Origin of the sequence: Nocardia jiangsuensis, assembly GCF_042650385.1 — a bacterium.
Lineage (GTDB): Bacteria > Actinomycetota > Actinomycetes > Mycobacteriales > Mycobacteriaceae > Nocardia > Nocardia jiangsuensis.
This window is the reverse complement of sequence record NZ_JBHSAX010000017.1, coordinates 202,627-229,471: the sequence shown is the minus strand read 5'-3', so window position 1 is coordinate 229,471 and position 26,845 is coordinate 202,627. Positions and strand designations below refer to the sequence as shown.

Below are 26,845 nucleotides of genomic sequence, written 5' to 3'. Positions count from 1 at the left end.
TGCTCATCCCATCCCGCCCGACAGCATCGGCAGCGTCCCGGCTTGCGGTGCCCGACGAAATTCGACAGCACAGTCAACAATTTCCGGGACACCACGCGCATCAGAGCCGGCGACGTCGCGCGCCATCCACGCTATCTCCTCGACCCGCTGCGCGAGCGGTCCGATCCGGTGCTCGGCCGGTGTTGCCCCGGCGAGGTGTTCGAGCTGGTCTCGTGCCACGTCGAGGTTCCCGAGCGCCACGTGCGCCTTGATCTCCTGGCACCGCACCATGCGCTCGGAGCCGACGTTGCGGCGGTCGTCCGGAGTCCGTGCATACCCCTGCACGGCCGCGGTCGCGAACTCTAGCGAGCGGGCCGGGTCTACCTGGGTGAGGCTCGTATCCGCCCACAGCCCGCCCGCACGCTCGACCGAGCAGGCGAACGGCCCGGCGAGCACATCCAGGCTCGGATTCTCGGCCGACGCTGCTCCGAAGTCGACTGCGCGATCCCGCGCGGAGGCCGCACCCCTCCCGTCACGGGCGTAGGCCAGGTCGAGCGCGAGTGCGCTGGACAGGAACAGTGCCGCCGTGCCATCGGTGGCGTACTGCAATCCGTCTCGGGCGTACTCGGCGGCCAGCAGGTAGTCCTCGCGCCAGAACGACGAAGTGTGCTGGGAGGCGCGAACCCACGCGCGCAGGTTGTCGTCGTCGGCGTTGTCCGCGAAGGCCCACGCCGCTCGCAGATGCTTGTCGGCGGTATCGGGCTTGCCGAGATCGATCGTGATCCAGCCGAGCAGGGTCAATGCCCACCCCGCGACCCCGTAGAGCAGTGCGGTGTGGCTCGGGTGCTGCCGACCACTCAGCAACTCGGCGGCGCGATCCCGCACCACGGTGCTGCGATCGAACAGGGGCTGTGTCGGCTCCCTCAGATACGACCGCGACACCGAGCGCAGTTCGTCACGCATTCCCGCGATGGTCAGCGGCCCGGTGTTACTGGCTTCGGCCCAATTCAGCAAGGCGGCGGACTGATTCGCCGAATCCGCGACCGGGTCGGCGACGGGTGCCGACGGATTCGGTGCCGTTGGAGAGGTCCGCTGCCGGAGACTCCAGTGGAACCGGCTCACGATGCTGTCGTCGGCCTCGGCGAGCACCTTGTCCAACAGGCGACGGCTCGCCGCGTGCATCGACGTCGTTGTGCCGCTCTCCCAGAGCGCCAAGGTTCGCTTCGAAACGCCGACCGTGCGAGCGAACTCCGCCCTGCTGCGCCGCATCGCCTCGCGCAGAGCGACCACGGCATCCGCATTCCACTCGACTTCGACCATCGTTCGCGTCCCCCTGATCGCCTCCCGATACGCGCCGAAGCTACCCCTTTCGAGCCGACTCGGCACTGTTTCGCCGCCACCGTCCACGCGACGCTCGAATCAGCCCGATGGCGGTCTCGGCGTCGGGTGCGAACCTGAGGGGAGAGCATTGGTGAGCCAGCCGGACGGTGCCGAAAGCGTGCGCTACTACGACCAGCGCCAGGGGACGCGCACCTACCGGTGTTCCGAGCCACCTCCGGCACTGCAACGCTGGGACGCCGCGAGCGTGCTCACCCGGCACGCCGGCCACGACCCGGCGCGGTGCCTGCCCTATGCCGCCGCGCTCGCCCGCCTGTCCACCCCGCTGGAATGACCGCTGATCTGCCGCACTGGCGCGAACTCACCAGGGCGTTCCGGACTCCACCGCACCGGCACGACACCGCACTGTTGAAGTGGGCCCGGATGCTGGCATCAATACACCGAGTGCGCGAGTTCTACCCGGACCGGGCCGCGGTCTTCGAAGCCAGTCGAACCGCGCTACGTCACCGGATCGCGGAATGGATCATCCAGCACACCGGCGCCCGGCCCGGCGCCGCCGCCACGTGCGCGACCGTCATCGACGACATGGCCGCCGCGCATGTCACCGCCGAGCAGCTGCTGCGGACCGAGCCACCGCCCAGCACGGAGCAACTGCACGCCGCGTGGTTCGACGTCGGCTACCTCGCCACCCATTGGGCAGATCTGGTCGCCGAGGTGATCGACGGGCAGCCTCCAGTGCCATGGCCGCTGAAACGCCGGTGACCTTGCTCGCCACCGAAAGATCGACAAGTACTAGCATCATTCGGTGCGGACCCCCCCACACCCGTGGATCAGGGGGTCTCGCTGCTTTCCGGGGAACTGGACGCCCTGCCACCGGCCAAAGGCCGATGCCCGGCGACCGAGGGCCACCGGGCATCGAAAAGTGCGAAAAGACCTACCCCTTCACGACATACGGCGCGACACTGCTCAACTTCTCGCAGGTCTCCTCGAACTCCCGCTCCGGCCGCGACTGCCCGACGATCCCCGCCCCGGCGCGCAACCAGGCCCCCTCGGTCGTCTGATAGACGGCACGCAGAACGAGCGTCGCCTCCAAAGCGCCGGTGCCGGAAACAGTCACCACCGCACCGGAATACAGCCCGCGCGGATCGTGGTCGAGCCGGAAGACGGAGTCGACGCCCTCGCGCTTGGGGATGCCGGAGGCGGTGACCGAGGGAAACAGCACCTCGAGCGCGTCCCACGCGGTCCGATCGTCGGCGAGCGTGCCGCGCACGGTGGAGGCCAGGTGCTGCACACTCCCGCGCTCGCGCACCGCCATGAAGTCGGAGACGGCGGCGGTGCCCGGCTCGGCGAGCGCGGCGATCTCCGCGAACGAGGTCTGCACGGAGATGGCGTGCTCGACGATCTCCTTGGGATCGGCGAGCAGCTCGGCCTTGGTGGCGGCGTCGATGTCGGCGCCGCGGCCGAAGGCGCGGGTGCCCGCCAGCGGCTCGGTGGTGACGACGCGCTCGTCGTCCACGGCGACTACCAGTTCCGGACTGAAACCCGCCGCCTCCAATCCCCCGAGGCGGAGCAGGAAGGAGCGCGCGGGGGTGTTGTTGGCGCGGCCGAGCCGGTAGGTGGCGGGGACGTCGACCACGAAAGGCAGGTCGACCTTCCGGGAGAGGATCACCTTCTGGTACCGCCCGGCGTTGATCTCGCCGACCGCCTCGGCGACCCGGTCGCGGTACCCGGTGGGGTCGAGCCGGATCTCGGCGGGGGTGGCCGCGGGCGCCTCGTCGTCCTCGGCGATGAGCGCGAGGATCGCCTCGGCCTCGTCGGGGGTGGCGCCGCTGATGGCGTGTCCGGTGTCGTCGATCCGCACCTCGATGCGCGGGACCATGAGGTGCGCGAGCGTGGTTCGCGCCGGGACGTGCGCGACGGCGTCCAGCGCCCAGGCGCAGAACTCGAAGCCGATCCAGCCGTAGGCGTTTCGGCCGCCGAGCGGCAGCCGGCCGAGCGCCTGGTCGAGCACGGCGGCCGGGCGGCCGGACCACGCCTCGGCCGTCGTCTCGCCCTGCCAGGAGACCCGTAGTTCGTCGACGTCGAGCTCGATCCCCCCCATGGGGTCGGCGGCGAACACCCATTCACCCTGGCGCTCGTAGATCACGTACTCGCCGAAGCGGTCCGCCCCCGCGAGGCGTGACATCGCTGCCGCCGGATCGGTTACCAGCTCCGCGCGCACGCGCTCGTCCGTTGTCGACAACGATCCTCCAAAGGTAAAGCTGACCTAACTACGGGAGGTAAGGTTAGCATTACCTGGCTTTATGCGCGCTTGTGCTGCAACGCACACCGCTCCCCCACGCCTATCACCCGAATCGGATTCGACTCGCTGCCCGACTTCCCTGCGCGGATCGTCGCCGAGGGCTTGAATAGGAGTGTCGTTCAACGCGGAGGGACCGGCATGATCGAGGACAGCGGCAGCACCGGCGGTGCCACCACCGCGCCTGCCACCCGGCCGGGGCGCGGGGCTCCGGCGCCGGTCTCGGTGGTGGCGCTGGTGGATTCGGCGTCGGCGGTGGAGCGCGAGCTGATCGGCGAGTGGATCGCCGCGGGCGGCCTGGCCGCGGAGTCGGGCAGCGCGGCGCCGGTCACCCAGATCGACCTGGACGCGGGCGCCATCGCCACCCGGCTGGCCGGGCGCAGGGACGACCCGCTCGTGGTCCCGGTGCGGGTGCTCTGGCTGCCGCCCGAGCGCGACGGCGTGCGCCGGGTGACCTTCACCGACCTCGCGCTGCTCACCAACCCGCGCAAGCCGAACCGGCTGGTCCAGCGCAAGCTGCTCGGCCGCTCGCCGGAGCGGCACCGGGTGCTCACCGGGCAGCCCGCCTACCTGAGCGAGCTGCGGCTGAACAACCCGGAGGCCGCCGCGCTGCACCGCACCGGCCAGGCCGAGCCGTTCGCCCGCGCGGTGGTGCGCGCGGCGGTGGTGGCGCTGGAGCGCGCCGAGCGCTCGGTGATCGGCGACCGGTACAAGGTGCCGCAGCTGGTGGCCGAGGAGATCCTGGACTCGCCCGACTTCCTGCGCAGGCTGGAGGCGATCGCCGACGCCGAGGACGCCGACCCGCGCGAGGTGTACCGGCGGGCGGAGAAGGGGCTGCACGAGCTGGTCGCGGCGCAGAGCAGGCTGGTCTCCGACCTGTTCACCCAGGCCATGCGGCCGGTGCACGCCTCGACCTGGAAGGTCGACTCGGACGATTCCGGGCTGGCCGGGCTGCGCGACCTGAACCGCCGCTACCCGCTGGTCTTCCTGCCATCGCACCGCTCCTACGTGGACGCCTTCGTGCTCGGCGACGTGCTCGCCCGCAACGACTTCCCGCCCAACCACGTGATCGGCGGCGCCAACCTGAGCTTCTGGCCGATGGGGCCGATCGCGCGGCGCACCGGAACCGTCTTCATCCGGCGCAGCTTCGGCGACGACGAGGTGTACAAGGCGGTGGTCGAGGAGTACTTCGCCTACCTGCTCAGCAAGCGCTTCAACATGGAGTGGTACTTCGAGGGCGGCCGCACCCGCACCGGCAAGCTCCGGCCGCCGCGGTACGGGCTGCTCAACTACCTGGCCGCCGCGGTGCGCGCGGACCGGGTGGAGGACGTCCTGCTCGTCCCGGTCTCGATCACCTACGAGCGGCTGAACGAGCTCGGCGCCATCGCCACCGAGCAGGTCGGCGGCAAGAAGAAGGCCGAGGGGCTCGGCTGGCTGGCCCGCTACATCCGCAACCAGCAGCACTCGGCCGGGCACGTCTACGTGCGCTTCGGCGAGCCGCTCTCGGCGCGGGACCGGCTCGGCGCGCACGGCGACCCGCTGCACAACCCGCCGGTCACCATCCCGCTGCACAGCACCAACGGCAGCGCGGCCGCCGACGACCCGGCGCGCGCCGAGCGCGAGGAGCGGGAGCGGCGCGCGGTGCAGCGGCTCGCCTTCGAGGTGGCCGTCGGCATCAACGCCGTCACCCCGATCACGGTGAACGCGCTGGCCACGCTGGCGCTGCTCGGCGTGCAGGAGCGGGCGCTCACCCTCGGCGAGGTGCGGGCGCTGCTGGCGCCGGTGCTGGACTACATCGTCGAGCGCGACCTGCCGCGCGGCGAGCTCGGCGCGCTGCGCGAGGAGGCCAGCCTCGCCGTCGTGCTGGAGCAGCTCTCGCTGGCCAGGGTGGTCACGGTGTTCAGGGGCGGGCTCGAGCCGGTGTACTCGATCCAGAGCGGCGCGCACCTGGAGGCGGCGTTCTACCGCAACAGCGCGGTGCACTGGTTCGTCAACCGCGCCATCCTGGAGCTCGGCATCCTGGCCGCGGTCACCGCGGACGCCGACCCGCAGCCCGCCGCGGAACCGGACCCGCTGAACGCGGGCTGGGACGAGGCGTTCCTGCTGCGCGACCAGCTCAAGTTCGACTTCTTCTTCCCGGAGCGCAAGGAGTTCGCCGACCAGCTCACCGCGGAGATGCTGCTGGTCGACCCGGACTGGCGCAGCAGGCCGCGGAGCACCCGGGGCCGGGAGGTGCTCGGCAGGCTCACCTCGTCCGGCTTCATGATGGCGCACCGGGTGCTGCGTGCCTTCTTCGACGCGCAGCTGGTGGTGGCCGAGCGGCTGGCCGCGCGCGATCCCGGTGTCGCGGTGGATCGCAAGGATCTGGTCGCGGAGTGCGTCGCGGTGGGCAGGCAGATGCTGCTGCAGCAGCGGCTGCACAGCCCGGAGTCGGTCTCGACCGAGCTCTTCGGCACCGCGCTGAAGCTCGCCGACAATCGCGGGCTGCTCACCCCGGCCGACGGACCGGAGGCGCGGGCCGACCTGGCGGTGCGGCGCGAGGAGTTCGCCGCGCGGCTGCGCATCCTGGCCGCGCGGATCGGCCAGGCGGCAGCGCTCGACCCGTCCAACCGCGCCTCCCTGGACCGCCGATGAGCGCTTCTCGTCACCGCCACCGGTCGGCTGTCCGGCGGATGGGAGCCACGCCGATGGGCGTCGCCGGGCCGCCCGCCCAGGAGGCCGGGCTATGAGCGAGGCAGCCAGGGACGATTCCGTCGCGGCTGCCGAGCCCGCCCGCTCGGTGGACGAGCTGCTGGAGGCGATCCGCACCGGCCCGCAGGGGCCGCAGGTGGGTGCCTTCTTCGACTTCGCCGGCACCGTGGTGGACGGCTTCCGCAGGCCGGGCCCGCTGCAGAAGCTCACCGGACGCCGCCGCCCGCACGACGCCGCGCACACCCTGCGGGACAGCATCCGGACCGGCACCACCGACGGCGAGTACGGCCAGTTCCTGCAGGCGGCCCAGCACACCCTGGCCGGCTGCACCGAGGACGACCTCACCGCCGCGGGCCGGTCCCTCTTCCGCACCGAGCTCTACGAGCAGGTCTTCCCGGAGGCGTGGCTGCTGGTGCAGGCGCACCGCGAGGCCGGGCACACGGTGGTGCTGATCAGCTCGCTCACCCGCTTCCAGGTGCGCCCGGTCGCCGACGAGCTCGGTATCGAGCACCTGCTCTGCACCGAACTCGCCGTCGAGGGCGGCGCGCTCACCGGGTACCTCGACGGCAAGCCGCTGTGGCGCACCGGCAAGGCCGAGGCCGCGCGAGCCTTCGCGGAAGCGCGCGGCATCCAGCTCGGGAACAGCTGGGCCTACGCCGACAGCCTGGCCGACCTCCCGCTGCTCGAGCTCGCCGGCCGCCCGGTCGCGGTGGCGCCGGACTCCCGGCTCGCCCTGGTCGCGGCCGAGCGGCGCTGGGCAGCGCCCGCCTTCCAGCCGCGGCGCCCGCCCACCCTGCTGGACGCCGTGCGCACCGCGGCCGGCTTCGCCGCCATGCTCGGCGGCGCGCTGCTCGGCGTGCTCGCCCGCAGCTACACCGGCGAGCGCAGGAAGATGGCGGACGGGTTGCTCGCCTTCGCCACCAGGGGTGTGCTCACCACGACCGGGGTCCGGCTGCGGGTCACCGGCGCCGAGCACGCACGCGCCCCGCGCCCCGCCGTCTTCCTCTTCAACCACCAGAGCCAGTACGACGTCTTCATCGTGCCGCGAGTGCTGAACGGCGGGGTCACCGGCGTCGGCAAGCAGGAGCTCACGAAGAATCCGATCTTCGGCCCGCTCATGCGCTTCGTCGGGGTCACCTTCATCGACCGCACCAGCACCGACAGCGCGAAGGCCTCGCTCGCCCCCGTGGTGCGGACGCTGGGCGATGGACTCTCCATCGCGATCGCGCCGGAGGGCACCCGCTCGTACACGCCGCGGCTCGCCCCGTTCAAGAAGGGCGCGTTCCACATCGCCATCCAGGCCGGGGTCCCGGTCATCCCGATCGTGATCCGCAATGCGGGCGAGGTCTGCCGCCGGAACGCCGCGGTCGCCAGGCCCGGCGTCGTGGACGTGGCGATCCTGCCGCCGATCGACGTCTCCGGCTGGGATCCGGCCGCGCTCGACGAGAAGGTCGAGCAGGTGCGCAGGCAGTACCTGCACACCCTGCTGCACTGGCCGGGACAAAGGACTTGACCTGAAGGATTATTGAGGTTTCAGTATGAGTGGGCAGAGCCGGAGCAGCTCCGGCGCCCGAGGGAGGGAGACCCCACCGTGACCACCACTTCCACCACACCGAGCCGAGTCCCCGCGCTGAGCCGCCCCGTCGCGGTACTCGGCCCGACCGTCGCCGCCGTCGTCGCCAACCTGATCATCTGGGCCATCGCCAAGGCAGCGGGGGTGAACTTCGAGGCCACCAACAACGGCGAGGTGGGCGAGGTGCCCGCGAGCGGCATCGTCTTCATCACCGCGGCGCCGATGCTCGTCGGGCTGACCGTCGCGGTGCTGCTCGCCTACCGCTGGCCCGGCATCCTGCGGGTCGCCGAGATCGTCGGGTCGGTGCTGGCCATCCTCACCATCGGGCTGACCATCGCCGCCGACTTCGACCTGTCGTCCACCATCGCGCTCGCGCTCATGCACGTCACGCTGGTGCCCGCCATCGTGATCGGGCTGGAGGGGCTGCGGCGCAAGCTGGCCGAGCAGGGCAAGGCGGCCTGACCACGAGGTACGGCGCCCGCGCCCACCCGGCGCGGGCGTCAGACCTTGCGGTTGAAGAGCAGCTTCCACGGCATGAGCGCCGACTCCAGCTGCACCGCGAAGCTCATCTTGGAATCGCCGATGGTGCGCTCCTCGAAGCGGATCGGCACCTCGGCGATGGTGTAACCGCGCTTGACGGTGCGGTAGTTCATCTCGACCTGGAACGAGTAGCCGTTGCTGCGGATCGAGCCGACCTCGATGGCGCGCAGCGTGTCGGCCTTCCACGCCTTGAAGCCCGCGGTGGCGTCCTTGACGCCGAGCCGCAAAATGGCGTTGACGTAGAAGTTGGCCCAGGCGGAGAGCGCCTTGCGGTACCACTTCCACTCCTCGGCGGTGGAGCCGCCCGGCACGTAGCGGGAGCCGAGGACGACGCCCGCGTCGGTGTCGCGCAGCTTCTCCAGCATGGCCGGGATCACCTCGGCCGGGTGCGAGAGGTCGGCGTCCATCTGGATCACCACGTCGGCGCCCTCGTCGAGGGCGCGGGTGATGCCCGCGATGTAGGCCCGGCCGAGGCCGTCCTTCTCGGTGCGGTGCAGCACGCCGACGACGGCGGGCAGCTCGGCGGCGAGCTTGTCGGCCACCTCGCCGGTGCCGTCCGGCGAGTTGTCGTCCACGACGAGGATGTGCAGGTCGGGGACGGGCAGCGACGTCAGCCGCTCCACCGCGACCGGCAGATTATCCCGCTCGTCGTAGGTCGGCACAACAACGGTAACCCTCAAGGGTCGCCCTCCCAGCTCACCTGTTCACGCGCCGCGGGCATGAAGGACCCGCGAGCGTTCGCCTGATTCCGAGGAAACGGTACTCGATCCGCGCGAGGGGAAGCCGGGCGGCGGGGTGGGTTCAGCCGCCCTCACTCCAGTTCCGGTCGGACCTGTCGGCCTGTTCGTTTCGCGCCCTTGCGATTTCCAGCGCGCGCTCGGCCGTCGCCTGGTCCGGGTAGGGGCCCATCCGGTCCCGGAACCAGCACTGCCGCCCGCGCTCGGCCCGATTGTGCTTCAAGCAGTAGTACCAGCGTTCAGCCATGCTTCCAGCATTCCACCGGAGCGGGCTCCGTACACGGACCGCGGCGGATATCGTCGAGCCCCCTTTTTTGACACGAGTTCACCTCAGGCGCGGTACGCTGTTCGCTCATCACCTAGCGTTGGGGGCACTCGCTGATGACCATCCCTGCCGACGTGCGCCGCGAAAGCCCGCGATCGAAGCGGAGCACCATTCTCGCGGCCGCGATCGATCAGTTCGGCCGAGTCGGCTACGACCACACCAAGTGGGCGTCGATCGCGGACGAGGTCGGCATCGGCCAGACCGCGCTCTACCACTACTTCGAGTCCAAGGCGCACTGCCTGCTCACCATCATGCGGCTGGAGCTCGCCGACACGGTCGAGCGCTTCGACGCCGCCACCGACGGCATCGACGACCCGGCCGACGCGCTGCGCGCCGCCGTCGGCGCCGCGTTGGCCGCCACGCCCAGTGACGCGCTGCAGCGGCGCATCCTGCAGAACCACCTGGACCTGCTGGCCGCGCCGCGGCAGTCGGTGAAGGAGGAGGCCGAACGGCTGCGCTCGCGCGGCCTGGTGCAGGAGATCGAGGCGCGCTGGACCGATCTGATCCAGCGCGGCATCGAAGCGGGCGACTTCGCCGACGGCGATCCGCGCATCCTCGGCAGGCTGGTGCTCGGCATGATCATCAGCGTGTGGCGCTGGTACCGGCCGGACGGCCCGCTCACCCTGGATCAGATCGTCGAGACGGTGCGTGACGCGGCGGCCCGCATGGTCCGCGAGTAATCCGCCGCGCAGCTCGTCCGAGTGGGGCAGCCGCGCGGTCCTGAGCTCGCCGACAGCACCGCGCGGCCGGCACTCGTCCCGTCAGGAGACCGCCGGGTTGCCCCAGGCGAGCGCCGGTAGCAGCACTTCCCGACCGCCGGCGATCTGCACCCCGGCGAGCATCGGGGATACGACCTTGCCGTCGCGGTAGGCGACGAGCCGGAGCCGGAGCACCCCGGACACATCGTGCCTGAGCTGCTCCGGACTGCCGTACTCGACGCGGAGCTGCTTGCCGGCGACGCCGTCCGCGAAGACCTGGAAATAGCCGACCTGTCTGGTATCGACGGCATCGTCCAGGACGCCGACCGTGGCCTCGAACGACCGGTACCGCTTTCCCAGCATGAAATCCACCGCGCTGCGCGGATCGCCGCAGAAGTTGGCGCAGTGGTGCACGATGCTGCTCCCGAAGTGCTCGCCACCCAGGTCGGCAGCGCCGAAGTGCAGATCGCGGCCGCAGGTCGCGGGTCGCAACGCCTCGGTGAGCAGCCGCCCCGGCCGCGGGCGTTCCTCGAAGCGGTCGAACACACCCCGCACGTACTCGGGCCCACGCCACGTCCCGCGCTGCGGTTTGGGATGCTCAGCGATCCCGGAGAACGCCCCCAGCAATCTCTTCATTCCGTTTTCGCTGATCTCTGAAATCTCGTAGCAGGTCGTCGAATACGGAGCCATGTAGACCGGAAAATCTTCCTTGGATCCACCGGGCAGGACCACGGGAAGCACGCGCTCCCGCTCCTTGTTGATGTCCCGCATGAGATCGTTCCGAATGATTAGAGTTTCAAACTGAACGCCTCGCCCCACATCATGCGAAACGGAACCCTCACCCCGGCGCTTGTACTCGGGCGAAGCGATCACCAGAACGTAATCGGCCTTCTGCAGCTGCTCGGTCGCCCACAGCGTCCAGTCGTTGCGCTGGGTGTCTTCCCACACGTCAAGCGCCACGTCGGCACCGAGCTCGGCATGCAGGAAGGTGCAGAACCGGAGCACGTGCTCCTTGTGCGCCGCCGAGTCGTGCGCATAGGAGACGAACACCCGGGGCACGTCGCCCTCATCGATATCGTCACCGGACACTCTGTCGTCCACACTCACGGCGCCATCCTTTTCTCGAGTACACGCCGCCCCAAGAACATACCGACCATTCTCAATCTTGTTCCGGGAAAACGGATTCCGATCCGCGCGAGCGTCATCCGGAGTGTATTCTTCCGATCTCGCAGCCGTCATCCCGGCGCAGCGCAACCCAACAGCCACCTCCCCGCCATCCGCTGGCGTCGACTACTGGAGCGTTCGTGAATTTCACCAAGAAGAAGCCGCTGTGGCTGGCCGTCTTCGGCGTCATCGCCGTCGCCGTGGTCGTGCTGAGCAATCTGGACGGCGCGGTGTCGTTCGTCGAGCGGTTCCTGCCCGGTTCCGATCAACCGGCGATCGCGGCGCCCGTTTCGGCCACCACACCGCCCCCGAGTACCCCACCGGCGGTCACCAGCACGCCCCGGCCGACCACGACCACGACCACCTCCGGCTCGCCGTCGACGTCGACCACTCGCACGGATCCGCCACCCACCGACGGCTGGTACGACCTGATCGAGTACCAGTCGGCTTCCTGGAACAACGGCTTCGACGCCGTCGACACCGTCGGCATCGGTACCGCCAGGTTCCCGAGCAGCATCGTCGGCTACTACGGGTCCAGCGTGTCCGACCCCATGAACCGTGCCACCTGGGCGATCAGCGGTAAGTGCGACCGATTCACGGTCTCGATCGGCAAGGACGTCGAATCGCCCTCGTCTGCCGGTGTCGGCCGGTTCATCGTCAAGCTCGACGATCAGGAGGCATTCGCCGGCGAGATGTCGATGCCGGACCCGGCGCGCGTGGTCGACCTGGACATCACCGGCAAGTCGCGGCTCACCATCCTGGACACCAGGCGCTCCCAGGACGCCAAGAACGCCTGGGGCCGCCCGCGGGTGCACTGCTCCGAGCCGCCCGGCAAGAAGCGGTAGCTCGAGGCATCGGCATCTGCTTCGGCACGGTCGGCGGTGACCACCACACCGCAGCCCGCCGCACGACGGGGCTGCCTGATCCACCGCAAACCTCTTCGCGAGCCTGCACCACGCCCCCGCCGCCCTGGTAGCCGCTCCCCGGCGCCACCGCGGGAAAAGCCTCCGCCATCCTGCCGTGAGCCCCGATAGCCTCAGCCGATGGGACGCGGCCGCCGGCCGAGGCACCCACGCCGCGCGGCACCGAAAGCCCTGCTACTGCCCCGGGGAGACACCCGCTGGCGGCTGGCGATCGAGATCGAACCCGGCGGCCTCGTCTGCGGCTCGGTGCCGCACCCCTCGACTGCCCCCCGACCTCGCTCAGCGCACCGCCATCGAGACCGCCGAGGTGTTCACCCACCGCCGGCTCACGATCGAGTGGCAGGGCGAGGACCCGTCGTGGATCGGTGTCGTCACCGGAAGCGAGCACTACGAAGGCAACGGACCCGAGCCCGGAGACGCGAAATCCCTCTGACCTACGTGAGGTCAGAGGGACTGAGTGGCCAGGGCCGGGATCGAACCGGCGACCTTCCGCTTTTCAGGCGGACGCTCGTACCAACTGAGCTACCTGGCCGCAGGCAACTGCGAAACGGCTGCCATACGCGAAATGCCGGATTTCTCCGGCACTCGTGTGCGACCCTGACGGGACTCGAACCCGCGACCTCCGCCGTGACAGGGCGGCGCGCTAACCAACTGCGCCACAGGGCCTTGCTCTGCTACCAACGACCCGAAGGCCGTACCCCCTACGGGATTCGAACCCGCGCTACCGCCTTGAAAGGGCGGCGTCCTAGGCCGCTAGACGAAGGGGGCTCGTTCCGGATCTCTCCGGCTCGGCTTCAACGTTGTCCGCTGGGAGCTCGCATAGCTTATGACAGACCGCCCCGGATTCCCAAACCGGCTGGTCAGACGCCCAATCCGAGTTCTTCGAGCCGGGCCGATGCCTGCCAGCCATTGCTGTGGAACTTCTCCGCCCACTCCTGGGTGGCCATGGCCTCGATCACCACCTCCAGTGCCTCCTGGAACCGCGAGCGCAGATCGATCCCGCCGCCGAAGACGTCGATCAGGTACCGCTGGCCGGCCAGCGCGGCCGCCAGGGTCCGGGTGAACCGGTCCGGATCGGCGTCCGCGCGCAGCTGCCCCTGCTCCATCGCACGCACCGCCAGCGTCTTGGTGGCGCGGCCGATGATCCGGCTGCCGCCGGTCTGCACGTCGCGGTAGAAGTCGGGCTCGATGATGAGCCGGTACTCGGCCTGCACGATGATGTCGTGCTGCAGCCGGAGCGCCATCTCGTCGATCATCCCGTGCAGAACGTCGAGCGGCCCGAGATCCGTTCGTGTGAGCCAACGTTCGGCGGACGCGCGATATCGCTCGATCGCCGCGTCGAGGACGGCGCGCGCCAGATCCTCCTTGGAGTCGAAATGGAAGTACATCGCCCCCTTGGTCGCCCGCGACCCTTCCAGTATCCGATTGAGCGACGCCGCGGCGTAGCCGCTCTTCCCGAATTCAACGGCGGCGGACCTGATGATCGCCGCACGTGTCCGGCGGGCCCGCTCTTGCTGCCGTGCCATGCTCGAAACGCCTCCGAAGCTTACTCGCCGCCGCTGGCTAACCCCCCTTGGGAAGAAACCGGCAGCGCATAATGACGACTCTTGTTTACACTTCAACCTGGGTTTTCGCCCAATTACAAACTTTGGGTACGAAAACTCGGTGTGAAACTCGAAACACACCAGCTGGTATAGTTCCTCTGCCCGGGTGCGCCGCAGGGGGTGCGCATCCGGGCGTTCTTCGTCTCGAATCGGCCTCCTCCTGCGGCGTTCGACTCCAGCGATACCGCGATCGGGGGCCCCGATCGCGGCGCGGCCCGGGAGGGCCGAGCACATCCCGAATCAATCACGATCCGCTCGCGCGCGGTGTTTCTCCCGAATTTCATCTGGCCGTCACCGTACCCGGAAACCGCATCCGGCACGTGCCAAACCGAGGGGCCTGCCGTCGCGATCGCCGGAATTCGCATTCCGGCAAACCATCCGCAATCGGTTATAGGTGGCGAACTCACCGCTATTTCGGACCGAACGGAACGGGCGCCGGGCCACCGGCCCGACAGCTCCGCCCGGCCGGTTTCCGGCCCCGCGGCGGCGCCCCCGATCCGTTCCGGGCGCCCCCGTGCGCCCGGCTGTCTCCCCCCGCAAATCCAAAGGCTTTGCTGGACAACATGTTTCGATGATAATCATGAACCGGAGCGGAGGCGAAGCCGGGTCGGCGGATCCCCGGAGCCCATCGGCGCCGCCCGGCGCCGCGTTACCCGCGCGGCGAGCGCCACCTGCGGAATCCCCTCGCGCGCGGTCGGTTCCGAGCGCGCCGAACGGAAGAACCGCGAATATCGGCGCGATTCCCACCGCGGAGAAGATGTGATACCCATCATTTCGAGGCAAGCACGCCGAGGCCACCGAAGCGGAGCGGTCGACCATCCTCGACCGGGGGGACCTGGTGGAGCGCGGTGCCCCCTGTAGGACTCGAACCTACGACCTAGTGATTAAAAGTCACCAGCTCTACCAACTGAGCTAAAGGGGCTCGGCTGGACACAGTACCCGACCCCCACCCGGCGGCACGAGCAGGATTCACAGCCGCCTCTATACATTTGCCTTATCCCGCCAGAAGCTCTCCGGCTCCGCCGGGCGAGCGCCGCGCCAGCAAAAGCTACCCGCGAGTAGCGGGATCGCGGACCCATTCGGCGGCCCGACCGGATTACCGGCGGCACCGGAATCCGCCGATGCCAAGCGGATACCGCCACCTCACCGCGCTCCCGGCGCCGGCTCGCAGCCGGCCGGATCCGGTGAGAGCCCAGCGCTCGCGGTGTAACCCGGACCACGGCCAGCTAACGACTGGGCCGGCCGGACGATAGTCCACGGAACGCCCCCGAGCCTTAGAATCGGGGTCATCGCCCCCTGGTTCAGGGCGGCGCACAGACCTGGCCAGGGCGGCCGGACAGTAGCGGACAGCACCTGAAGATGCGTTTCGCATCACACCTACGGTGCCGTAAGGTATGGCCGCATCGGCTTCGGTCTACCGTGGAAAACGACCCGAACGACCGCACGCACCGACTGAGAAGGGCACAAGACACTATGGCAAGGGATCTGACTCAACTCGAGCTTCTGACAGAGTTGGAGCCGGTTGCCGAAGAGAACGTCAACCGGCACATCTCCATGGCCAAGGAATGGCACCCCCACGACTACGTGCCGTGGGACGAGGGCCGGAACTTCGCCGCCATGGGCGGGGTGGACTGGGCGCCGGAGCAGTCCCAGCTGAACGAGGTCGCCAAGGCGGCCATGATCACCAACCTGCTGACCGAGGACAATCTCCCCTCCTATCACCGGGAGATCGCGGAGAACTTCTCGCAGGACGGCGCGTGGGGCACCTGGGTCGGCCGCTGGACCGCCGAGGAGAACCGGCACGGCATCGTGATGCGGGACTACCTGGTGGTCACCCGCGGTGTCGATCCCGTCGCCCTCGAAGAGGCGCGGATGATCCACATGACCAACGGCTTCGCCTCCCCCACCGAGGCCGACGCCGGCTTCCTGCACTCGGTCGCCTACGTGACCTTCCAGGAGCTGGCCACCCGGGTCAGCCACCGCAACACCGGCAAGGTGTGCGACGACCCGATCGCCGACCGCATGCTGCAGCGCGTCGCCGCCGACGAGAACCTGCACATGATCTTCTACCGCAACCTCTGCGGCGCGGCGCTCGACCTCTCCCCCGATCAGGCGCTGGACGCGATCACCCTGATCCTGGAGAACTTCCAGATGCCGGGCGCGGGGATGCCCAACTTCCGGCGCAACGGCGTGCTGATGGCCAAGCACGGCATCTACGACCTGCGCCAGCACCTCGAAGACGTGGTCAACCCGGTGCTGAAGAAGTGGCAGATCTTCGAGCGCGACGATTTCAGCCCGCGCGGTGAAGAGGTGCGCGAGCGGCTCGGGAAGTTCCTGGAGAAGCTGGGCGCCGACGTCATCAAGTTCGAGGAGCAGCGCGACCGCATGCTGGCCCGCGAGGCCAAGAAGCGCGAGCTGGCCACCACCGGCAGCTGACGCCGCCGAGCTCGGGTCACCGCCGCCGTCCGGATTCGTCCGGGCGGCGGCGTTCGCTTTTCGTGATATTCCCCGCCCCGGATGCCCCGGCACCGCGGGGCAGCCCCCCGGCGGTGCGACACTGGTAACCGTGACGACGCTGGAAGCCGCGACCGCGGCAGCAACGGGCAACGCGCTGCGGATCGGCCCCTACCCGGTCGATCCGCCGGTGGTGCTGGCCCCGATGGCAGGCATCACCAACCTGGCGTTCCGCAAGCTCTGCCGCGAGTTCGGCAGCGCGACCTCGCTCTACGTCTGCGAGATGATCACCGCGCGGGCGGTGGTGGAGCGGAACGAGAAGACGCTGCACATGATGTCCTTCGACGCCGACGAGCACCCCAGGTCCATGCAGCTCTACGGGGTCGACCCGAAGACGCTGGCCGAGGCGGTGCGGATCGTGGCGGGCGAGGGCTGGGCCGACCACATCGACATGAACCTCGGCTGCCCGGTGCCCAAGGTGACCAGGCTCGGCGGCGGCGCGGCGCTGCCCTACAAGCGCTCGCTCTACGCCGAGATCGTCAAGGCCATGGTGCGCGCCGCCGAGCCGTACGGCGTTCCGGTGACCATGAAGTTCCGGATCGGCATCGACGACGAGCACCACACCTACCTGGACGCGGGCCGGATCGCCGAGGCCGAGGGCGCTCGGGCCGTCGCGCTGCACGCGCGGACCGCGGCCCAGCGCTACTCCGGGCAGGCGGACTGGACCGCCATCGCGAAGCTCAAGGAGCACGTGACCACCATCCCGGTGCTCGGCAACGGCGACATCTTCTCCGCCGCCGACGCGGTGCGGATGATGGCCGAGACCGGCTGCGACGGCGTCGTGGTCGGGCGCGGCTGCCTCGGCAGGCCGTGGCTCTTCGCCGAGCTGGCCGCCGCGCTGCGCGGCGAGCCGATGCCGGAGCCGCCGAACCTGGGCCGGGTCGGCGCGGTGCTGTACCGGCACGGCGCGCTGCTCACCGACCACGACGGCGAGGACAAGGCCATGCGCGATCTGCGCAAGCACATGGCCTGGTACCTGATGGGGTTCCCGGTCGGCTCCGAGCTGCGGCGCGCCTTCGCGACCGTCTCCCGGCTGTCCGAACTCGCCGCGCTGGTCGAGCAGCTGGACCGGGAAGCCCCCTTCCCCCGGGATGCGGAGGGGCCGCGCGGGCGGCAGGGTTCACCGGGCAAGGTCGCGCTGCCGCACGGCTGGCTGGACGACCCCGACGACCCGGCGGTTCCGCACGCCGCGGACGTCATGCACAGTGGCGGTTGATGGCTGGCGTGCGGCAGAAGTGGCTTGCCGTGGCGTAATCGTTATCATTGCGGCATCGGTCACGCCGGTCGACACGGCCTGATGCGGCAGCAGGGATTTGGGAAGAGCGAGGTTCGTAGGTGGCTGACGATCGGCAGGGGCGTTCGCCACGTCCGGGGGGCCGCCCCCCATGGGAGCGGTACCCGGCCGGGAGTGATCCCGAGGCGGACGGCGCGCACTCGTCCCGCCGGTCCAGGCACTCGGAGGACGGCGACGAGTCGGCGTCGGCTCCGCTCACCGTGCACGACCTCGTGCAGAAGGTCGACAGTGAGCGGGTCGCGCGCCGGCGGCGGCCGGACTCGCAGGGCGAACAGCGCAGGCCGAGCGGGCAGGGTGCGCCGCGGCGGGAGCCGCCGCCCGCGCGCGGCAGGGGTGGCTCGCCGGTGGCGGGGGATATCGCCGGCGCCGCACCGGCTCCGGGGCGGCCGAGCGATCCGGGGCGGCCCGCACCCGGGCGGCGCGCTCCGAGCCACGAGGATCCGCCCCGAGCTGCCGGACAGGCGCCGGAGGGGCCGCGGCCGACCGGGCGTTCGGCGGGACGCGCGGAGGCCACTCGGGCGGGACGCCCGGCGGTGGGACGCGACGAGAGTTCCCGGCCGGGCGGCCAGGCGGCTTCCGGACGCCAAGCGCCCGGCCCGGACGAATCAGCCCGCCGACGGCCCCCGCAGCGCCCCACGCCCGCCCGCGAGGAACCCGTCCGGCCGGCCGGACGCCAGGCGCCCGGCCGGGCGGAGAAACCTGCCCCCGAACCCGCCGCCGACTCCACCCGGGTGCACCGGCAGGCACCGGCCGCCGGCCCGGCAAGGCCGCGTCCGGAGAAGGGCCGCAAGCCCCCGGTGCAGCCGCGCGGCCCGGTCGCCGACGAACCCGCCGAGGACGTCACCGAGGAGATCCCCCCGGTCGAGCCGGGGCCGGAGCCGGGCAAGACCGGCGATACCCCGCGCGGCCGGAAGGCGCGCAGCGCGGAGCAGCCGCGCTCGGTCGGTCCGCGCAAGGCGGGCGCCACCGGCATCAAGAGCAGGCGGGGCCGCCTCGCGCTGCGCTCGTCGGTGGCCGCGGTCGCGGTGATCGCCCTGCTCACCACCGGTGGCGGCTGGAGCTACCTGCGCGCGACCGACAGCGGCTTCACCCAGGTCAACGCCCTGGACGAGAACCCGGAGGACGTGCTCGACTCGAACCTGCAGCTCGGCGACGAGAACTTCCTGATCGTCGGCACCGACACCAGGGCCGGGGTGAACGGCGACATCGGAGCGGGCACCCTGGAGGACGCCGAGGGCGCCCGCGCCGACACCGTCATGCTGGTCAACATCCCCAAGAACCGCTCCCGCGTCGTCGTCGTCTCCTTCCCGCGCGACCTGGACGTCACCCGCCCGCAGTGCCAGGGCTGGGACAACGACAAGGGCACCTACACCCAGGAGACCTTCCCCTCCGCCATGGGCGACAAGTTGAACGCGGTCTACGCGCTCGGCGGCCCGCGCTGCCTGGTGAACGTGGTCCGCAAGATGAGCGGGCTCAGCATCAACCGCTTCATCGGCATCGACTTCGCCGGCTTCGAGGCCATGGTCGACCAGGTCGGCGGCGTCGAGGTGTGCAGCACCAAGCCGATCATCGACGACACCCTCGGCACCATCCTGGAGACCTCGGGCAAGCAGATCGTCAGCGGCCAGACCGCGCTGAACTACGTCCGCGCCAGGCATGTCTACGGCGAGGAGCGCAGCGACTACGACCGGATCAACCGGCAGCAGAAGTTCCTCGCCTCGCTGCTGCGCGGCGCGCTCTCCAGCAAGGTGCTGCTCGACCCGGGCAAGATGAACGGCTTCGTCTCCGCCTTCACCAGCCACACCTTCGTCGACGACGTGCGCAGCCAGGATCTGCTCATGCTCGGCCGCTCGCTGCAGAAGATGAGCGCGGGCGCGGTCACCTTCCTGACCATCCCGACCGCAGGCACCACCTCCTACGGCAACGAGATCCCGCGCGACACCGACATCAAGGCGCTGTTCCGCGCGGTCATCGACGACCAGCCGCTGCCCGGCGAGCAGAAGGCGCCGGAGATCACCACCGAGGCGGAGCCCGCACCGGCCGAGCCGACGACCGAGCTCACCGCCGTCGATCCCGGCATCGTCTCGGTGCAGGTGTCGAACGCCTCCGGGATGGAGGGCTCCGCGCAGCGCACCGCCACCAAGCTGAGCACGCAGGGCTTCGGCATCTACACCACCTCGAACTACTCCGGCGGGACCTCGCCGAGCACGAAGGTCAGGTACGCCACCGGGCACGAGGCGGAGGCGGCGACGGTCGCCAGCTCGATCCCCGGTGCCAGCCTGGAGCGCGCCGACGAGCTGGGCAGCATCATCGAGCTGGTGCTCGGCGAGAGCTTCGCAGGCACGGTGGTGCCGCCGACCCCGGTCGGGACCACGTTGCCGAGCGTGCCGCTCGGCACCCCGGCGAGCGCGGCGCCGATCGCGCTCCCCTCCGACCTCGAGCACATGAACGCCGCCGACGACACCTGCAAGTAGCGGTTTGCCGGGAATGCGCCCGGACCGGGCGCATCACCCGCCATTCACCCGTCGTTGGTGACGCGGAAAGTCGCGGACACTAGTCTCTGCGCATGCGTGTCATCTACAACGAGCAAATGGCCGACCTCGCCGATCTCCTCGGCGAGATGGCCGGGCTCGCGGGCGCCGCCATGGAGCGGGCCACCCAGTCGCTGCTGCAGGCCGACCTCGGGCTGGCCGAGCAGGTGCTCTCCCAGGACGACCGGATCGCCGAGATGATCACCGACGCCGAGGAGCGCGCCTTCGCGCTGCTCGCGCTGCAGGCCCCGGTCGCCGGCGACCTGCGCCAGGTGGTGAGCGCCATCCAGATCGTGAACGACGTGAACCGGATGGGCGCGCTCGCCCAGCACGTCGCCAAGGTGACCAGGCGCAGGCACCCCGGGCACGCGCTGCCCGAGGCGGTGAACGGCTACTTCGCCGAGATGGGCCGGATCGCGGTCAGCATGGGTGCCAGCGCCAAGGAGGTGCTCGCGACCCGCGATCCCGAGCGCGCCCTCGAACTCAACGAGGAGGACGAGGCGATGGACGACCTGCACCGCCACCTCTTCACCCTGCTCATGGATCGGGACTGGAAGCACGGCGTCGCCGCCGCCGTCGACGTCACCCTGCTCGGCCGCTACTACGAGCGCTTCGCCGACCACGCCGTGGAGATCGGCCGCCGCGTCGTCTTCCTGGTCACCGGCGAGCTCCCCGCGGGCACCGACGAGAAGTAGCTCCACCCCCGCTCGGCCGGCGTTCGCGCCGGGCGGGCCGCAGCGGACACGCGAGAGGCCCGCGCCTGCGGCGCGGGCCTCTGTCGTCGCGGTGCGGATCAGCCGAAGCGGCCGGAGATGTAGTCCTCGGTGGCGCGCTTCGACGGGTTCGAGAAGATCTTCTCGGTGTCATCGATCTCGATCAGCTTGCCCGGCTTGCCCTGGGCCTCCAGGTTGAAGAAGCCGGTCTGGTCGCTGACCCGGGCGGCCTGCTGCATGTTGTGCGTGACGATCACGATGGTGAACTCCTTCTTGAGTTCCGTGATCAGGTCCTCGATCGCCAGGGTGGAGATCGGGTCGAGCGCCGAGCAGGGCTCGTCCATGAGCAGCACGTCGGGCGAGACGGCGATGGCGCGGGCGATGCAGAGCCGCTGCTGCTGACCGCCGGAGAGGCCGCCGCCCGGCTTGTCCAGCCGGTCCTTGACCTCGTTCCAGAGGTTGGCGCCGCGCAGCGACTGCTCGGCCACCTCCTCCAGCTCCTTCTTGCCGCGGACGCCCTGCAGCTTCAGCCCGGCCACCACGTTGTCCCGGATGGACATGGTGGGGAACGGGTTCGGGCGCTGGAACACCATGCCGATGGTGCGGCGCACGCCGACCGGGTCCACCTGGGAGCCGTAGATGTCCTCGCCGTCGAGCAGCACGGCACCCTGGACACTGGCGTTCGGGGTGACCTCGTGCATGCGGTTCAGCGAGCGGAGCACGGTCGACTTGCCGCAGCCGGAGGGGCCGATGAAGGCGGTGACGCTGCGCGGCAGCACCGTGAGCGCGACATCGGCGACGGCGTGGAACTTGCCGTAGAAGATGTTCAGGTCTTTGACGTCGATACGCTTGGCCATTGTTTCGTTCCGCCTCTATCGGTTCCGCGTGAGCAGCTTGTTCACGACCGCGGCCGCCGCGTAGAGCAGCGCGATCAGCAGGATCAGCGTCAGGGCCGCGCCCCACACCCGGAGCCGGCCGGCCGGCTCGGGGTTCGCCAGCTCCTGGTAGATGAGCAGCGGCAGGGAGGCCATGTTGCCGTCGAACACGTCGGTGTTGATCGACTTGCTGTAGCCGACCAGCACCAGCACCGGCGCGGTCTCGCCCATGACCCGGGCGAGCGCGAGCAGCATGCCGCTGAGCATGCCGGGCAGGGCGGTGGGGATGACGATCCGCACGATCGTCTTCCACTTCGGGATGCCGAGGGCGTAGGAGGCCTCGCGCAGCTCGTCCGGCACCAGCTTGAGCATCTCCTCGGTGCTGCGCACCACCACCGGCAGCATCAGCAGCACCAGGGCGAGCGAGACCGCGAAGGCGCTCTGCGGGAAGCCGAAGGTGGCGATCCACAGCGCGAAGATGAACAGCGCGGCGACGATCGAGGGAACGCCTGCCAGGATGTCGACCATGAAGGTGGTGGTCTTGGCGAGCCAGCCGCGGCCGTACTCGACCAGGAACACCGCGGCCATGATGCCGAGCGGCACCGCGATCACGGCGGCGATCAGGGTCTGCACGATGGTGCCGTAGATCGCGTGGTAGACGCCGCCGCGGCTCTGGTCGGGCAGCACGCCCTTCTGCGAGTTCAGCCACCAGTCGGAGCTGAGCACCGCCTCGACGCCGCTGGTGATGACCAGGCCGAGCACCCAGACCAGCGGGATGAGCGCGATCACGAAGCAGATCGCGACGACGACGGTGGCGACGTGGTTCTTGACCTTGCGGCCGGTGCTGATCGCCCGGAAGGCGGGCGCCTTGATCGGCTTGTCGAGTGTGGTGGTCATCAGCCGTTCACCCTTCCGCCGGACGCGACCCGCGCCAGCGCGTTGACGACGAAGGTCAGCGCGAACAGCACGAAGCCCGCCGCGATGTAGGCACCGGTCGGCAGCGGCGCGCTGAACTCCGAGGCCGCCGAGGCGATCTTGGAGGCGAAGGTGTAGCCGCCGTCGAACAGCGACCAGTTGCCCGCCTGCGACGCCGTGCGCAGCACGACGAGGACGGCGATGGTCTCACCGAGCGCGCGGCCGAGGCCGAGCATGGAGCCGGCGATCACGCCGGAGCGGCCGTACGGCAGCACCGTCATCCGCACGACCTCCCACTTGGTGGCGCCGAGCGCCTGGGCGGCCTCGATGTGCGCCCGCGGGGTGAGGTTGAAGACCTCGCGGGCGACCGAGGTGATGATCGGCAGGATCATCACCGCGAGCACGACGCCCGCGGTGAAGATCGTGCCGCCGCCCGCCAGCGAGACGTTGCCGTCCGAGAAGAGGAAGAACCACCCGAGCTTGTCGTTCAGGAAGGTCTGCACCGGCTCGATCTGCGGAGCCAGCACCAGGAAGCCCCAGAGCCCGAAGACGATGGACGGCACCGCCGCGAGCAGGTCGACCAGCGTCGCGAAGGGGCGCGCCACCTGCTTCGGCGCGTACTGGGTGAGGAACAGCGCGATGCCGATACCGATCGGCACCGCGATCACCAGCGCGAAGATCGAGCTCAGCACGGTGACCATGAACAGGTCGCGAATGCCGAAGCGCAGATCGTCGGCGTTCGAGGTGTTGAACTCGGTGCTGGTGAAGAAGTTGGCGTTGTTCGCCATGACCGATGGCACCGCGCGGATCAGGAGGAACAGCGCGATCAGCGCGATAGCGGCCACGATGGTCGCACCGGCCGCCGTCGCCAGCGACCGGAACAGGACCTCGATCCGCTGGCTCGACACCTTCGTCGTCCGGCCCGAAGCGGGCCCGTTGCTCGGCGACTTCGTCATGGACGATGATTCTCCGCCCGCTGTCGGGCTCGTCGCGGTGGACGAGCCCTCGGCGGACACCTCAGGGTGCACGGTCATGGCCTACTCGATCAGGAAATCGCGTTGATGGCGGTGGTCAGGCGGGTCTTGAACTGGTCGGGGATCGGCACGTAGCCGCTCGCGTCCAGGCCGTCCTGCCCGTTGTTGACCGCCGAGGTCAGGAACGCCTTGACCGCGGTGGCGGTCGCGCCGTCGGTGTACTTCGAGCAGACGATCTCGTAGGTCGGCAGGATGATCGGGTACGCGCCCGCCGTGGTCGGCTTGTAGAACGAGGAGACGTCGAGCACCAGGTCGTTGCCCTGGCCCTTGATCTTCACGCTGTCGATCGCCTTACCCGCGGAGGTGCTGGTCAGCTCGACCGGCTCCGGGCCGGCGGAGGTGATGATCCGCGCGATGGACAGGTTCTGCGCCTTGGCGAACGACCACTCGTTGTAGGTGATGGCGTTCTTGGTGTTCTTCACCGCGGCGGTGACGCCCTCGTTGCCCTTGGCACCCTCGCCGACGCCGCCGTTGAAGGCCTTGCCGGTGCCCTTGCCCCATGCGCCGTTCGCGGCGGCGTCCAGGTAGAGCTGGAAGTTGTCGGTGGTGCCCGACTCGTCCGAGCGGAAGATGACCGCGATCGGGGCCGACGGCAGCGTGGCGCCCGGGTTCAGCGCCTTGATCTCCGGGGCGTCCCAGGTCTTGATGGTGCCGTTGAAGACCTTGGCGGCGGTGGCGCCGTCCAGCGCCAGGTCGGTCACGCCGTCGATGTTGTAGCTGACCGCGATCGGGCCGAAGACGGTGGGCAGGTTCCACGCCGGGGCGCCGCCGCAACGCTCGGCGGCCTTGGCCACCTCGCCCTTGCTCTCGCTCAGCGGCGAATCGGAGCCGCCGAAGTCGGTCTGGCCGCCGATGAACTCGTTGACGCCGGCGCCGGAACCACTCGAGGTGTAGTTCAGGGTCGAGCCGTCGCAGTTGGCCTCGTAGGCGGCGACGAAGCGATCCATCGCGTTCTTCTGCGCCGAGGAGCCGCTGGCCTTGAGGGCTTCCTTGCCACCGCAGGCGACGTCGACCGTCGAACCGGTGTTCTCGGACGTGGTGTTGTCATCGCTGCCACAGGCGGAAAGAGCCATGGCACCTGCGGCCAGCACACCGACAAGGGCGCTGCTGCGCTTGAACTTCACTATTCCTCCGGAATCACGTGCGACACGCCCGGTCCCTCACCGGCCGAGCGGGTGGTGTGGTGCGGGGCGTTCGCGGGGAACTTGCGCACCAGGGCAGCCACGGAGCCGCCCGTACACAAAGTAAGGTCGCCCGGTTGACAGTTGGACCAGGCTGAGTGAACGGAAAATGAACACACCGGCGCGGGCGCCGGGGCTCCCCGTATGATTGCCGTCCGTTTACTGGCGCGTCGCCATGGTGACCGTCAGGTGACCGGAGCGGCGTAGGCGACGTCCACGTGCGCGGGCGCGAAGCCGAGCCGGGTGTAGGTGCGGACGGCGGCGGTGTTGTCCGCCTCGGTGTAGAGCAGCACCTCGCCCAGGCCGCGCGCGCGGAGGTGGTGCAGCCCGGCCAGGGTCAGCAGCCTGCCGAGCCCCCTGCCCTGCGCCGCCGGGTCGATCCCGACCACGTACACCTCACCGACCGGAGGGCTCTCGTCGGAGTGCACCTTGGTCCAGTGGAATCCGAGCAGCCGCTCCGGATCGGCGGCGTCGGTGGCGACGAAGAGGCCGGCCGGGTCGAACCAGTCGGCCGCGCGCCGCGTCGCGATATCGCGCTCGGTCCAGCCGCCCTGCTCGGGATGCCAGTCGAACGCGGCGTTGTTGACCCGGAGCAGTTCGGCGTCGTCGGCCGCACCCGCGCCACCGGGGCCGCGGTAGGTGCGCAGCACGATACCGTCCGGAACGACCAGCTCGGGTAGCTGTGGCGTAGCCAGCGGACGGCGCATCTGCCACAGCTCGCGCGCGGTGCGCAGCCCGAGCCGTCCGGCCACCGCCTTCGCGGCGGGCAGGTCGCCGTGCGCCCACACCCGCGCGCCCGCGCCGCCCTCCGCCAGCACCTGGGTGACCAGGGCGGATCCGATGCCGTGGCCGCGCGCGGCCGGGGCGACCGCGACCTCGGCCATGGCCGGGTGATCACCGTGCGCCGGAACGAGATTGGCGTACCCCGCCGCTTCGCCGCCGTGCAGCGAGACCAGGTGCCGCGCGCCGGCCCCGGGGTCGGCCAGCGAGAGCACGGCAGCCTCGGAGACCGGCGCGACGTCGTCCGCCGCGGTGGCCGCGGCGAGCAGCGCGCGCACGGCGGCGGCGGCCGGCTCGTCCAGCCGGTCGGTCCAGCCGGGGCCGGTCACTGCGCGGTGCCGTTGTTGACCGGGGCGAGCGGGGCGTCCCCGGCGGGCTGCTCGCCGTCCTCGGGGAAGGCGGCCTCGCCCTTCGCCGCGCTGCGGGACGGGCGGACGGCCTTGTACCCGACGTTGCGCACGGTGCCGATCAGCGACTCGTAGTCGCTGCCGAGCTTGGCGCGCAGCCGCCGCACGTGCACGTCGACGGTGCGGGTGCCGCCGAAGAAGTCGTAGCCCCAGACCTCCTGCAGCAGCTGGGCCCTGGTGAAGACCCGCCCCGCATGCTGGGCCAGGTACTTCAGCAGCTCGAATTCCTTGTAGGTGAGGTCGAGCGGGCGGCCGCGCAGCCGCGCGGTGTAGGTGCCCTCGTCGATCACCAGCTCGCCGAGGGTGATCTTGCCGGTGTTCTCCGGGCTCGCGGCGCCGCCGTTGCGGCCGACCAGCAGCCGGAGCCTGGCGTCGAGCTCGGCCGGGCCGGTGCCGGGCAGCAGGATGTCGTCCAGGCCCCAGTCGGCGTTCACCGCGACCAGCCCGCCCTCGGTGAGCACGGCGACGACCGGCACCGACGACCCGGTGCTGCCGAGCAGCCTGCACAGCCCGCGCGCCGCCGCCAGATCGGTGCGCGCGTCCACCAGGGCGACATCCGCGGTCCCGGCCTCGAGCAGCGAAGAGACCTCGGTCGGCGCCGGGCGCACGTGGTGCGCGAGCAACGCGAGCGAGGGCAGCACCGACTCGGGGTTGGGGTCGGAGGTCAGCAGGAGCAGCTCCACAAGCCCTCCTCCATCTCGTGGCGCGCGGACCGGTCGGCCGCATCGCC

At 70.2% G+C, this 26,845-nt stretch carries 23 protein-coding genes and 4 tRNA genes; 11 read left to right on the top strand and 16 right to left on the bottom strand.

Going from position 1 to position 26,845, the window contains the following annotated elements:
- Window positions 1-3: 3 nt before the first annotated feature.
- Entirely contained in the window at window positions 4-1,299 is a 1,296-nt protein-coding gene (locus ACFO0B_RS20545; protein ID WP_378614138.1) for a helix-turn-helix domain-containing protein, read from the bottom strand.
- 151 nt (window positions 1,300-1,450) lie between these two features.
- Here ACFO0B_RS20545 and ACFO0B_RS20540 point away from each other — a divergent pair, with 151 nt between their 5' ends.
- Window positions 1,451-1,651, top strand: coding sequence for a hypothetical protein (locus ACFO0B_RS20540; protein ID WP_378614137.1), 201 nt, complete (start codon window positions 1,451-1,453; stop codon window positions 1,649-1,651).
- Complete coding sequence (locus ACFO0B_RS20535; RefSeq protein ID WP_378614136.1) at window positions 1,648-2,079, top strand: hypothetical protein; 432 nt, start codon at window positions 1,648-1,650, stop codon at window positions 2,077-2,079. The genes ACFO0B_RS20540 and ACFO0B_RS20535 overlap by 4 nt, the downstream gene beginning before the upstream one ends.
- A gap of 172 nt (window positions 2,080-2,251) precedes the next feature.
- Here ACFO0B_RS20535 and ACFO0B_RS20530 read toward each other — a convergent pair whose 3' ends face one another.
- The gene (locus ACFO0B_RS20530) at window positions 2,252-3,559 is read right to left on the bottom strand and encodes a salicylate synthase (RefSeq protein WP_378614135.1); all 1,308 of its coding nucleotides are present in this window, start codon (window positions 3,557-3,559) and stop codon (window positions 2,252-2,254) included.
- A gap of 198 nt (window positions 3,560-3,757) precedes the next feature.
- On the opposite strand from ACFO0B_RS20530, the gene ACFO0B_RS20525 reads away from it, so the two are divergent.
- The 3 genes from ACFO0B_RS20525 (at window position 3,758) to ACFO0B_RS20515 (ending at window position 8,342) form a co-directional block, all read left to right on the top strand.
- Window positions 3,758-6,250 (top strand): glycerol-3-phosphate 1-O-acyltransferase, encoded by a 2,493-nt coding sequence (locus ACFO0B_RS20525; protein WP_378614134.1) that lies wholly within the window; start codon window positions 3,758-3,760, stop codon window positions 6,248-6,250.
- Window positions 6,251-6,341: 91 nt separating this feature from the next.
- Window positions 6,342-7,820, top strand: a complete 1,479-nt coding sequence (locus ACFO0B_RS20520) for an HAD-IB family hydrolase (RefSeq protein WP_378614133.1) — start codon at window positions 6,342-6,344, stop codon at window positions 7,818-7,820.
- 78 nt (window positions 7,821-7,898) lie between these two features.
- On the top strand, window positions 7,899-8,342 hold the full coding sequence (locus ACFO0B_RS20515) for a DUF6069 family protein (RefSeq protein ID WP_378614132.1): 444 nt from the start codon (window positions 7,899-7,901) through the stop codon (window positions 8,340-8,342).
- A gap of 38 nt (window positions 8,343-8,380) precedes the next feature.
- Here ACFO0B_RS20515 and ACFO0B_RS20510 read toward each other — a convergent pair whose 3' ends face one another.
- Window positions 8,381-9,100 carry a polyprenol monophosphomannose synthase gene (locus tag ACFO0B_RS20510; protein ID WP_378614131.1) on the bottom strand — a complete coding sequence of 240 codons (720 nt, stop codon included), beginning with the start codon at window positions 9,098-9,100 and terminating at the stop codon, window positions 8,381-8,383.
- Window positions 9,101-9,221: 121 nt separating this feature from the next.
- The gene (locus tag ACFO0B_RS20505; protein ID WP_233015838.1) at window positions 9,222-9,404 is read right to left on the bottom strand and encodes a hypothetical protein; all 183 of its coding nucleotides are present in this window, start codon (window positions 9,402-9,404) and stop codon (window positions 9,222-9,224) included.
- 134 nt (window positions 9,405-9,538) lie between these two features.
- Between ACFO0B_RS20505 and ACFO0B_RS20500 the strand changes: the two genes are divergently transcribed.
- Window positions 9,539-10,162, top strand: coding sequence for a TetR/AcrR family transcriptional regulator (locus ACFO0B_RS20500; protein ID WP_378614130.1), 624 nt, complete (start codon window positions 9,539-9,541; stop codon window positions 10,160-10,162).
- An 81-nt stretch (window positions 10,163-10,243) separates the two neighbouring features.
- On the opposite strand, the gene ACFO0B_RS20495 is transcribed toward ACFO0B_RS20500, so the two are convergent.
- Complete coding sequence (locus ACFO0B_RS20495; RefSeq protein WP_378614129.1) at window positions 10,244-11,287, bottom strand: SEFIR domain-containing protein; 1,044 nt, start codon at window positions 11,285-11,287, stop codon at window positions 10,244-10,246.
- 197 nt (window positions 11,288-11,484) lie between these two features.
- On the opposite strand from ACFO0B_RS20495, the gene ACFO0B_RS20490 reads away from it, so the two are divergent.
- A complete protein-coding gene (locus ACFO0B_RS20490) occupies window positions 11,485-12,189 on the top strand; it encodes an NPCBM/NEW2 domain-containing protein (protein ID WP_378614128.1) in 705 nt (234 codons plus the stop codon).
- A gap of 536 nt (window positions 12,190-12,725) precedes the next feature.
- Here ACFO0B_RS20490 and ACFO0B_RS20485 read toward each other — a convergent pair.
- From ACFO0B_RS20485 to ACFO0B_RS20465, 5 genes are all read right to left on the bottom strand, one after another.
- Window positions 12,726-12,799 (bottom strand) — tRNA-Phe (locus tag ACFO0B_RS20485).
- Between the two features lie 60 nt (window positions 12,800-12,859).
- Window positions 12,860-12,933 (bottom strand) — tRNA-Asp (locus ACFO0B_RS20480).
- Between the two features lie 29 nt (window positions 12,934-12,962).
- Window positions 12,963-13,035: transfer RNA gene (locus ACFO0B_RS20475), tRNA-Glu, on the bottom strand.
- Between the two features lie 92 nt (window positions 13,036-13,127).
- On the bottom strand, window positions 13,128-13,793 hold the full coding sequence (locus tag ACFO0B_RS20470; protein WP_378614127.1) for a TetR family transcriptional regulator: 666 nt from the start codon (window positions 13,791-13,793) through the stop codon (window positions 13,128-13,130).
- Between the two features lie 927 nt (window positions 13,794-14,720).
- Window positions 14,721-14,793 (bottom strand) — tRNA-Lys (locus ACFO0B_RS20465).
- 551 nt (window positions 14,794-15,344) lie between these two features.
- Here ACFO0B_RS20465 and ACFO0B_RS20460 point away from each other — a divergent pair.
- The 4 genes from ACFO0B_RS20460 (at window position 15,345) to phoU (ending at window position 20,905) form a co-directional block, all read left to right on the top strand.
- Window positions 15,345-16,307 (top strand): acyl-ACP desaturase, encoded by a 963-nt coding sequence (locus tag ACFO0B_RS20460; RefSeq protein WP_378614126.1) that lies wholly within the window; start codon window positions 15,345-15,347, stop codon window positions 16,305-16,307.
- 130 nt (window positions 16,308-16,437) lie between these two features.
- Window positions 16,438-17,601 (top strand): tRNA dihydrouridine synthase DusB, encoded by a 1,164-nt coding sequence (gene dusB / locus ACFO0B_RS20455; protein ID WP_378614125.1) that lies wholly within the window; start codon window positions 16,438-16,440, stop codon window positions 17,599-17,601.
- An 809-nt stretch (window positions 17,602-18,410) separates the two neighbouring features.
- The gene (locus tag ACFO0B_RS20450; RefSeq protein ID WP_449289799.1) at window positions 18,411-20,153 is read left to right on the top strand and encodes an LCP family protein; all 1,743 of its coding nucleotides are present in this window, start codon (window positions 18,411-18,413) and stop codon (window positions 20,151-20,153) included.
- 92 nt (window positions 20,154-20,245) lie between these two features.
- On the top strand, window positions 20,246-20,905 hold the full coding sequence (phoU, locus tag ACFO0B_RS20445) for a phosphate signaling complex protein PhoU (RefSeq protein ID WP_378614123.1): 660 nt from the start codon (window positions 20,246-20,248) through the stop codon (window positions 20,903-20,905).
- 98 nt (window positions 20,906-21,003) lie between these two features.
- Here the strand turns inward: phoU and pstB are convergent, their stop codons facing one another.
- The 6 genes from pstB to ACFO0B_RS20415 form a co-directional block, all read right to left on the bottom strand.
- Window positions 21,004-21,780 (bottom strand): phosphate ABC transporter ATP-binding protein PstB, encoded by a 777-nt coding sequence (pstB, locus tag ACFO0B_RS20440; RefSeq protein WP_378614122.1) that lies wholly within the window; start codon window positions 21,778-21,780, stop codon window positions 21,004-21,006.
- A 15-nt stretch (window positions 21,781-21,795) separates the two neighbouring features.
- On the bottom strand, window positions 21,796-22,695 hold the full coding sequence (pstA, locus tag ACFO0B_RS20435; protein ID WP_378614121.1) for a phosphate ABC transporter permease PstA: 900 nt from the start codon (window positions 22,693-22,695) through the stop codon (window positions 21,796-21,798).
- Entirely contained in the window at window positions 22,695-23,669 is a 975-nt protein-coding gene (gene pstC / locus ACFO0B_RS20430) for a phosphate ABC transporter permease subunit PstC (protein WP_378614120.1), read from the bottom strand. Before pstC ends, pstA begins: the two co-directional genes overlap by 1 nt.
- Before the next feature lie 89 nt (window positions 23,670-23,758).
- Window positions 23,759-24,871: a phosphate ABC transporter substrate-binding protein PstS gene (pstS, locus tag ACFO0B_RS20425; RefSeq protein ID WP_378614119.1), complete on the bottom strand. Its 1,113-nt coding sequence runs from the start codon at window positions 24,869-24,871 to the stop codon at window positions 23,759-23,761.
- Window positions 24,872-25,113: 242 nt separating this feature from the next.
- A complete protein-coding gene (mshD, locus tag ACFO0B_RS20420) occupies window positions 25,114-26,037 on the bottom strand; it encodes a mycothiol synthase (RefSeq protein WP_378614118.1) in 924 nt (307 codons plus the stop codon).
- Window positions 26,034-26,798, bottom strand: a complete 765-nt coding sequence (locus tag ACFO0B_RS20415; protein ID WP_378614117.1) for a winged helix-turn-helix transcriptional regulator — start codon at window positions 26,796-26,798, stop codon at window positions 26,034-26,036. The genes mshD and ACFO0B_RS20415 overlap by 4 nt, the downstream gene beginning before the upstream one ends.
- Window positions 26,799-26,845 lie beyond the last annotated feature (47 nt).